10 protein-coding genes and 3 pseudogenes are annotated in these 6,697 nt (G+C 56.6%); 6 read left to right on the forward strand and 7 right to left on the reverse strand.

From position 1 onward, the window contains the following. Positions 1-3 precede the first annotated feature (3 nt). Positions 4-1,429 (forward strand): annotated as a pseudogene (locus JCM10550_RS13560) (dihydropteroate synthase). A gap of 11 nt (positions 1,430-1,440) precedes the next feature. Here JCM10550_RS13560 and JCM10550_RS13565 read toward each other — a convergent pair. Continuing rightward, a complete protein-coding gene (locus tag JCM10550_RS13565; RefSeq protein WP_062399900.1) occupies positions 1,441-1,911 on the reverse strand; it encodes a universal stress protein in 471 nt (156 codons plus the stop codon). Between the two features lie 106 nt (positions 1,912-2,017). On the opposite strand from JCM10550_RS13565, the gene JCM10550_RS25285 reads away from it, so the two are divergent. Beyond that, positions 2,018-2,140 carry a hypothetical protein gene (locus JCM10550_RS25285; RefSeq protein ID WP_281175408.1) on the forward strand — a complete coding sequence of 41 codons (123 nt, stop codon included), beginning with the start codon at positions 2,018-2,020 and terminating at the stop codon, positions 2,138-2,140. 121 nt (positions 2,141-2,261) lie between these two features. Here JCM10550_RS25285 and JCM10550_RS13570 read toward each other — a convergent pair whose 3' ends face one another. After that, positions 2,262-2,735: a universal stress protein gene (locus tag JCM10550_RS13570; RefSeq protein ID WP_062399902.1), complete on the reverse strand. Its 474-nt coding sequence runs from the start codon at positions 2,733-2,735 to the stop codon at positions 2,262-2,264. A gap of 117 nt (positions 2,736-2,852) precedes the next feature. On the opposite strand from JCM10550_RS13570, the pseudogene JCM10550_RS13575 reads away from it, so the two are divergent. From JCM10550_RS13575 to JCM10550_RS13585, 3 genes and pseudogenes are all read left to right on the forward strand, one after another. Continuing rightward, positions 2,853-3,226 (forward strand): annotated as a pseudogene (locus tag JCM10550_RS13575) (Mov34/MPN/PAD-1 family protein). Beyond that, positions 3,223-3,682: pseudogene (locus JCM10550_RS13580) on the forward strand (FAD synthase). Before JCM10550_RS13575 ends, JCM10550_RS13580 begins: the two co-directional pseudogenes overlap by 4 nt. A gap of 15 nt (positions 3,683-3,697) precedes the next feature. After that, a complete protein-coding gene (locus JCM10550_RS13585; RefSeq protein ID WP_245619227.1) occupies positions 3,698-3,901 on the forward strand; it encodes a hypothetical protein in 204 nt (67 codons plus the stop codon). Positions 3,902-3,931: 30 nt separating this feature from the next. Here the strand turns inward: JCM10550_RS13585 and JCM10550_RS13590 are convergent, their stop codons facing one another. The 5 genes from JCM10550_RS13590 to JCM10550_RS13605 form a co-directional block, all read right to left on the reverse strand. Continuing rightward, positions 3,932-4,303 carry a small multi-drug export protein gene (locus JCM10550_RS13590; RefSeq protein ID WP_062399903.1) on the reverse strand — a complete coding sequence of 124 codons (372 nt, stop codon included), beginning with the start codon at positions 4,301-4,303 and terminating at the stop codon, positions 3,932-3,934. Continuing rightward, the gene (locus JCM10550_RS19120; RefSeq protein ID WP_157200290.1) at positions 4,300-4,443 is read right to left on the reverse strand and encodes a hypothetical protein; all 144 of its coding nucleotides are present in this window, start codon (positions 4,441-4,443) and stop codon (positions 4,300-4,302) included. The genes JCM10550_RS13590 and JCM10550_RS19120 overlap by 4 nt, the downstream gene beginning before the upstream one ends. Continuing rightward, positions 4,443-4,664 (reverse strand): hypothetical protein, encoded by a 222-nt coding sequence (locus JCM10550_RS13595; protein WP_062399906.1) that lies wholly within the window; start codon positions 4,662-4,664, stop codon positions 4,443-4,445. Before JCM10550_RS13595 ends, JCM10550_RS19120 begins: the two co-directional genes overlap by 1 nt. Continuing rightward, a complete protein-coding gene (locus JCM10550_RS13600; protein ID WP_062399908.1) occupies positions 4,661-5,353 on the reverse strand; it encodes a M48 family metallopeptidase in 693 nt (230 codons plus the stop codon). The genes JCM10550_RS13595 and JCM10550_RS13600 overlap by 4 nt, the downstream gene beginning before the upstream one ends. 217 nt (positions 5,354-5,570) lie before the next feature. After that, complete coding sequence (locus tag JCM10550_RS13605) at positions 5,571-6,125, reverse strand: hypothetical protein (protein WP_245619229.1); 555 nt, start codon at positions 6,123-6,125, stop codon at positions 5,571-5,573. Positions 6,126-6,515: 390 nt separating this feature from the next. On the opposite strand from JCM10550_RS13605, the gene JCM10550_RS13615 reads away from it, so the two are divergent. Continuing rightward, on the forward strand, positions 6,516-6,697 hold a 182-nt coding region (locus JCM10550_RS13615; RefSeq protein WP_157200292.1), incomplete at its 3' end, for a hypothetical protein.

Below are 6,697 nucleotides of genomic sequence, written 5' to 3' on the forward strand. Positions count from 1 at the left end.
CGTATGCGGGTAGTGCTTCCGACAGGGACGATTGCTGAGAAGGTTGTGCGCAGAGCGGCGGCAGGGTTTGATGCCGATGTCGTTGTTACCGGGAAAGTCGCTTCCTTCCTGACGCCGGAGAAACTTATTTCGATAGCGCGGGGGGGGTGACTATGATGCGGTCATCACCTCCGGGATGTGCACGGCATCCTTTGCTTCGGCAGAAGAGGCGCTCGGCATTCCCGTCTACCGGGGGGGGCCCCGGCACGCAGCAGACATCGGGATGATGCTGCGCCTGCTGACGATGGAGTTTTCCCGCACCGTGCCTGCCGATGAATTCCTTTCCCGTATGCGCGAGGATGAGGCCCGGGACCGTCTGAAAGAGATGGAAAAAGAGGCGTCCGGTGTCTTCTCTGTCCGGGGCTGCCGCATTGGCGGGACATCGCGGATGAAGGTGCTTGCGGAGATCATGGATGCCCATCGTCTGCCCGATATCCGTGCCACCGCAGAGCGGTTTCTTGCGGCAGGGGGGGCCGACATCATTGATCTCGGCTTTGGATTTGATGCCACCCCCTGAAGATGTCAAAAGAGTCTTTGGCGCATTGCGGAGTCTTCCGGTGCCGCTTGCCGCCGATACTCAGGATCCCGCACTCATTCGTGCGGCCCTTCCTGCGGCGGATATCATCCTCTCCCTGCAGGAGGAGAATATTCCTCTCGTGGGGGCGGCGGTGGCTGCTGCCGGTGCGGCAGCGGTGGTGGTGCCGGGTGATGCGTCCCTTGCAGAGAATATCCGTGCGGCCGAGGCGGCGGGCATCTCCCGGATTATTGCAGACCCCCCCCTGCTCCAGCCCGCAGGAAGCGGTCTGGTGTCGTCCCTCTCCTCCTTTGAGGACGTGGGCTACCCACTCTTTTTCGGGGGGGCGGGCAACGTCACCGAACTCATCGACGCTGACTCCGTGGGAGTGAACGCCCTGCTCGCGGCGATGGCGCATGAGTGTCATGCCGCGGTGCTCTTCACCAGCGAACACTCGGACAAGACGCAGGGCAGTGTGCGGGAGATGCGGCGGGCGGCGGATATGATGGCGCTCATGGGCGACCGGCCCTACCCGAAGGATCTCGGACTCTCGCTCTTCTGTATCAAGGAGAAACGCCGCCGCCATGAACCGGCGATTCCCCGTGAGCATTCCCGTGACGTGTTACCCGTTCCCGAAGAACTGGTCTTTGACCCCCCCGTGGCAACCTGAGAATCGGTATTGAGGACGGCTGGATCATTGCGGAACATCAGGGGACTGCCTTCCGGGGAAAAAAATGGGATGAGGTGTTCCATGCCATTCTTTCCGATGACAGGGTCTCTCTCATGGACCATGCGGCGTATCTGGGAAAGGAGCTCTATAAAGCAGAGCTTGCGCTCCGTTTCGGGCGAAGTTTTGAACAGGACGGGGATTTCTGACCCGCCCGGTTCTATTTTTCCTCTGAAGGGGCGTGAACGACAAGCGTTGCAATGGGGGGGCTTTCTGCTACAACCGAGTTGCTCACACTGCCCAGCAGGAGCCTTTTTGTCCTTCCCTTCCCTGCGGAACCCAGGATGATGAGATCCGCTCCGATCTCTTTTGCCGTTTCGATAATCTCGTCACGCGGGTCGCCGATGACCGTGTGGGGGACGATTTCAACCTCGGCATCGCTGACAATCTCTTGTGCTTTGGCAAGCATCTCTTCAGCCTCACGCTCGAACATCTGGAGCAATTGTTCTGAACGGGGTTCAACGACTCCGATATGTGAGTCAACAGCGGCGGATGTATACGAGCGGGATTTTACTACATAGATGACATGCACCGTTGCACCCAGGAGGGGTGCGTTGTCGACTGCGGTTCTGAGTGCTTCGCGGCCAAATTCCGATCCATCGTATGCGACGAGTAGTGTTTTGAATGTCATCTCGGTCTCCTCTTATTAATCCTCGTAATTTTATCCTTATCTAGATTTCGACCTTTAAACGCGCCTTTGGCATGATCGGGTAATTTAAACGGAGTTTACCGGTGATGTGACACCGGTGGCAACCGGAGAATCGGTATTGAGGACGGCTGGATCATTGCCGAACACAACGGGACTGCCTTCCGGGAAAAAAGGGGGGGGAGGGGGGGGTGTTCCATGCCATTCTCTCTGACGGCAGGGTCTCTCTCATGGACCATGTGGCGTATCTGGAAAAAGAGCTCTATAAGGCAGAGCTTGCGCTTTGTTTCGGCCGGAGTTTTGAACCGGACGGGGGGGAGTGTCCGGTCCGGTGTTCACTCCTTACGGGGGGCGTGGATGATGAGTGTCGCTATCGGGCTTTCCGTGACAACCGAGGTGCTCACGCTGCCCAACAGAAACCGCTTTGTTCTGCCCTTTCCCTCTGAGCCGAGGATGATGAGGTCTGCACCGATCTCTTTTGCGGTTTCAAGAATCTCGTCACGCGGGTCTCCGATCACCATGTGAGGAATCATCTCTACCCCCCCTGCGTCTTTGGCTATTTCTGCCGCCTCTGCAAGCATCTCCTCTGCCTCACGCTCAAGCATCCCGATCCAGTGTTCTGAACGGGGGGGTTCGACGACACCGATTTGCGGGTCAACGATGGTGGATGCGTAATACCGGGGGGGATTCACCACATATATGGCATGGAGCGTTGCATCCCAGAGCGGTGCATTGGCGATTGCTGTCCTGAGTGCCTCCTGGCTGAATTCCGAACCGTCATATGCGACGAGTAGTGTTTTAAATACCATCCTCTGTTCATCTCCTTTCTGCTCTTCATTCTATCTCTGGTCATAATCAAGATATCTGCCGATGGCCTGCCGTTGTGATACCATTATTTGAGCGCTATGCCTACCTATATGACAGCAATGGAGATTCGCGGCATCAGAAGAGATTGTCTGGATACCTCCGGGCTGTTGGGAGAAGTCAGCACCCGAAGGAATTCGTGGCAGTCCTGCGGGAGACGGACGGGATTATCGAGGAGTTTGATCTGGCACCCGGAACCGTTGTCACTGAGCAGAGTGCCGGATTCTCTCTTGGGATGATGCCGCTTGATGTTCATGTGGCGGGGGGGAGTGCCCATTCCCATCCGAACGGTGTCCTCCGGCCGTCTGATGCCGACCTGCGGTTCTTCGGGAGGATGGGCCGGTTTCACCTGATCTTCGGCCCGCCGTATGAGGACACAGACTGGCGGGCGTTTCGTCGCGACGGGACGCCGGTATCACTTGAGGTGTTCGATTGAGACGGGTGGTTGCAACCGGGACGTTTGACATTCTTCACCCCGGCCATATCTATTATCTGGAAAAATCACGGGAGCTCGGTGACGAACTGCACGTCATTGTGGCCCGTGATGTGAATGTGAAGCATAAACCGCTCCGGTGGTGCCCGAGGAGCAGCGGCTGTGCATGATCAAATCCCTTGCCGTGGTGGACGATGCCCGGCTGGGGGGGACAGTGAGGATATGTTCCGGCCCATCGAAGAGATTGACCCAGCCGTCATCACGCTGGGGGGGTTTAATCAGCATTTTTCCGAGGATTCACTCCGGGCAGCCCTCCGGGACCGGGGCATTGATGCAGAGGTAGTCCGGGTGGATGGCTATGAGGGTTCCGGATACGCCGGTTCCCGTCTGATTATGAAACGGATTCTGGAGACCCGCTGTCCCGGCGAGGGGGGGAAAGAAACTGATAATACGGATTGAGGAGGAGATGGATATATGGCTGATGCACATACTGAAACGACTGAATATGATACCGTGACCTGTCATGCCTGTGACGGGGGGGCAGGCTGCATGTACTGCAACAAGACCGGCTCTGTTGAAGTAAAGAAACCGGCAACACTCTGTCCGAAATGCGGGGGGCGACTGTTGTATCTACTGCGGGTATACCGGATGGGAAAATCCCCCCCGTGGAAAATATGACTGATTGCTGAGGATTTCTGTCCTCATCTCTTACGGTTCGGTATTCTTTTCTTCTGCTGCGATTTTGTTGTTTTTCCGTCTCCGTTTCGCCCAGATATACACCGCGACAATCGCAACAATGATGATCCCTGCCCCCCCGGCAATGCCGGAGATGATGCCCGACTCCACCAGTGATATGATGAATCCGGCAGAGAGGGCGATGGCTGATGCCGAGATCAGAGAGCCGATGCCGACACTGATGAGGATCTTCAGGTGATCCATCCCCCCCAGCATTCGCCCGATGATGGAGGCGGCCACGCCGCCCGAACCTTCGAAGGGGATCATCACGAAGAAGGCGAGGCCGACGGATGAGATGTGTTCGATGATAGGATGCCGGTCGAACTGCTCACGGCCGGTGGTCATGAACCGCTTTGCCCAGTGTCCGAACCACGGTATCCTGAGTGCCAGGGGGGGAAGTTCCAGATGATGAAGAGTGCCCCCATCAGATCAAAGAGCATGATGGAAAAGGCTGCAAGCCACCAGGGTATCCCGCCCACGACCATCAGGGGGGGATGACGGTCTCTTTTCCCGCAGGAGGGATGAAGTAGGCAAGGGCCAGAGCGAGGAATGTCCAGAAGATGGCTCCGGGGGGGAGGAAAAAATAGAGTATGCAGGGGGGGTAGAGTGCCAGAACGGCAAACGGGAAGACGAAATAAAATATGCGCCAACTGCGGATGGTTGTATTCCTGCGTATCTCGCTGCACCATTGCACCAGCCGTCTCATCTCTCTCCTCTGTTTTGTTCCTGTAGGGCGCTCCACCAGTGATTGCGTTCAATGGCAACCCAGTAGCGGCGCAGGTCTGCTTCTGCATTCCGGTATGCAGGGTAGTATGCGGCAACCTCGGACCAGAATGCAGGCGAATGGTTCAGTTCTTTTCGGTGTGCAAGTTCGTGCACGACCACGTAATCCCTCAGGTGTATTGGCAGGGCATATAGTCTGAGGTTCATATTGAGGTTTCCGGCAGATGAACAGCTGCCCCCCCAGCGGGTCTTTTGCATCCGGATGCTGCAGCGGCCGTAAGAGACGCCCATCTCTTCTGCACGGGCGGTGACGGATGCGGTGATGAGTGTTCGGAAATCTGCGGTCAGATGTGCCCTGAGGGCGGCAGGGTTCGGGGCAATGATCACGTGCTGGTGATGGTCGGTGTGGCAGGAGTCTCCCTCGCGGACGGTGTAGCCGGTGCCAAGGAGCAGCATCTGGTCTGCCGGAGTGGTGCAGCCTGCGGCCATCCGGTTCATTTCCGCCTGGCGGGCGGCGATCCAGTCCGTTTTTTCTGCAACAAATGCTGTTGTGTCAAACCCCCCCTTTGGTGCGGTGATCCGGACGGTTCCGTCGGGCATCACCCGCATCCGGGCATTGCGAACAGGTTTCCGGGTAACGATCACCCGGTATTCATCTGCGGCATGATTCACAAGTGTAGGTTGTTTGCCCGGAAGCGTAATCAAAGGTAACGGTTTACGGGCGGGTTCTATACAAGTTTTACACAAGTTCTCCATTGTTTTTGACCGGACACGAGCCAATGAAAAACAACATCCAAAGATATTGAGGGTATCCCAAATCTCCCAAAACAGAACCAAAAACAGGGGGTGGAGATGATGCCCCCCCTGTTTTGGTAGTCAACCAAATCGTTCAGCCGAGCGCAGGCTTCCCGTCGGCCCAGGTCTCAACCGCTGCACAGATGGCGTCGTCCGTATACGAGGAGACGCGTATCCTGTCACGGGAGAGGGTGACGTAGTAGATTTCGCTGTTCGCATCGTGGCACTTCAGCTTGCAATAGAAGCTGTCCTTCCCGGTGTCGCGGGACTGGGTTCCGCCGATGGCGGTCGCAAGCGTGTCGTCGTCCATGACGTGGCTGGCTACGGTGCCGAATGCAGTGACGGACGCGACCTGCACGGAGACGTCGCCTACCGTGTCGGCCTCGAGGTTTTCGTAGACGATCTTTGCGTCGTAGCGTTCCTGGGAACGGGTAACGGGATCGATTGCTACCCCCCCCTTCTCGGTGTAGGCGGTACAGCCGAAGGGGGGGTTGGTGTCGATGATGTCCTGCACGAGGGCATCGAAGGCGGTGATATCGGCGATGGGGGATGGAAAGATCCCGCACCGCACTTTTGGTGTTGGTGGTCTGGATAAAATCTGCCATGGTTTGGCACTCCTGCCAGCCGGTTCCCGGGGTTCGACTGACATACTATACTATTACTTTGAGTAATATCAATCTGTCCTATCAACGGAATATTCTGCAGAAATGATCCGGCAGGCTGACAGAAACATGAGATAGATTTGAGGGGGGGGAAGGAGCGGGACGCACCGGGAAAATTGTCTGATCGTCATCCGGCATCTGGTGCCGCAACGGGGGTTAAAATTCCGGAAATCGAATCTGGACATTTTTTCTGTTTCCTGCATGAAGAGTGTCCCGGACTACCTGAGAGAAAATTGGGGAGGCCAGCCATGGGCTGACTCACCCCCCCTTTTCTGACGGAAACAGTTACTCAGAGAATTATTACTATAAGTAATGATTATCCCCCCCTTTGCCACCAGAGTCTGTGCAGGGAAAAAATACAACGAAGGGAAGAGAACATGATGGATGATCTGAACACGAAAATTATCGAGACGCACCGTGATGTCAGGTGGCTTTGCCGGACGCTCGAAGAGATGAAGGAGACGGATGCAGACTTCGAGGCCCGCCTGCGTGACCTGGAAGGCTGGCAGGCCGAAAAGGCCGGGCAGAGAAGCGGACGGGGGGGATTGTTGCGGGTGTG

The sequence above is a fragment of the Methanogenium cariaci JCM 10550 genome, assembly GCF_001315945.1.
Lineage (GTDB): Archaea > Halobacteriota > Methanomicrobia > Methanomicrobiales > Methanomicrobiaceae > Methanogenium > Methanogenium cariaci.

Bases quoted from the DNA above. Each gene is read 5' to 3' on its own strand.
- JCM10550_RS13565 (WP_062399900.1), bottom strand. From the start codon at position 1,911: ATGACATTCAAAACACTACTCGTCGCATACGATGGATCGGAATTTGGC.
- JCM10550_RS13570 (WP_062399902.1), bottom strand. From the start codon at position 2,735: ATGGTATTTAAAACACTACTCGTCGCATATGACGGTTCGGAATTCAGC.
- JCM10550_RS13585 (WP_245619227.1), top strand. From the start codon at position 3,698: ATGGCTGATGCACATACTGAAACGACTGAATATGATACCGTGACCTGT.
- JCM10550_RS13590 (WP_062399903.1), bottom strand. From the start codon at position 4,303: ATGACCACCGGCCGTGAGCAGTTCGACCGGCATCCTATCATCGAACAC.
- JCM10550_RS19120 (WP_157200290.1), bottom strand. From the start codon at position 4,443: ATGGTCGTGGGCGGGATACCCTGGTGGCTTGCAGCCTTTTCCATCATG.
- JCM10550_RS13595 (WP_062399906.1), bottom strand. From the start codon at position 4,664: ATGAGACGGCTGGTGCAATGGTGCAGCGAGATACGCAGGAATACAACC.
- JCM10550_RS13605 (WP_245619229.1), bottom strand. From the start codon at position 6,125: ATGTCAGTCGAACCCCGGGAACCGGCTGGCAGGAGTGCCAAACCATGG.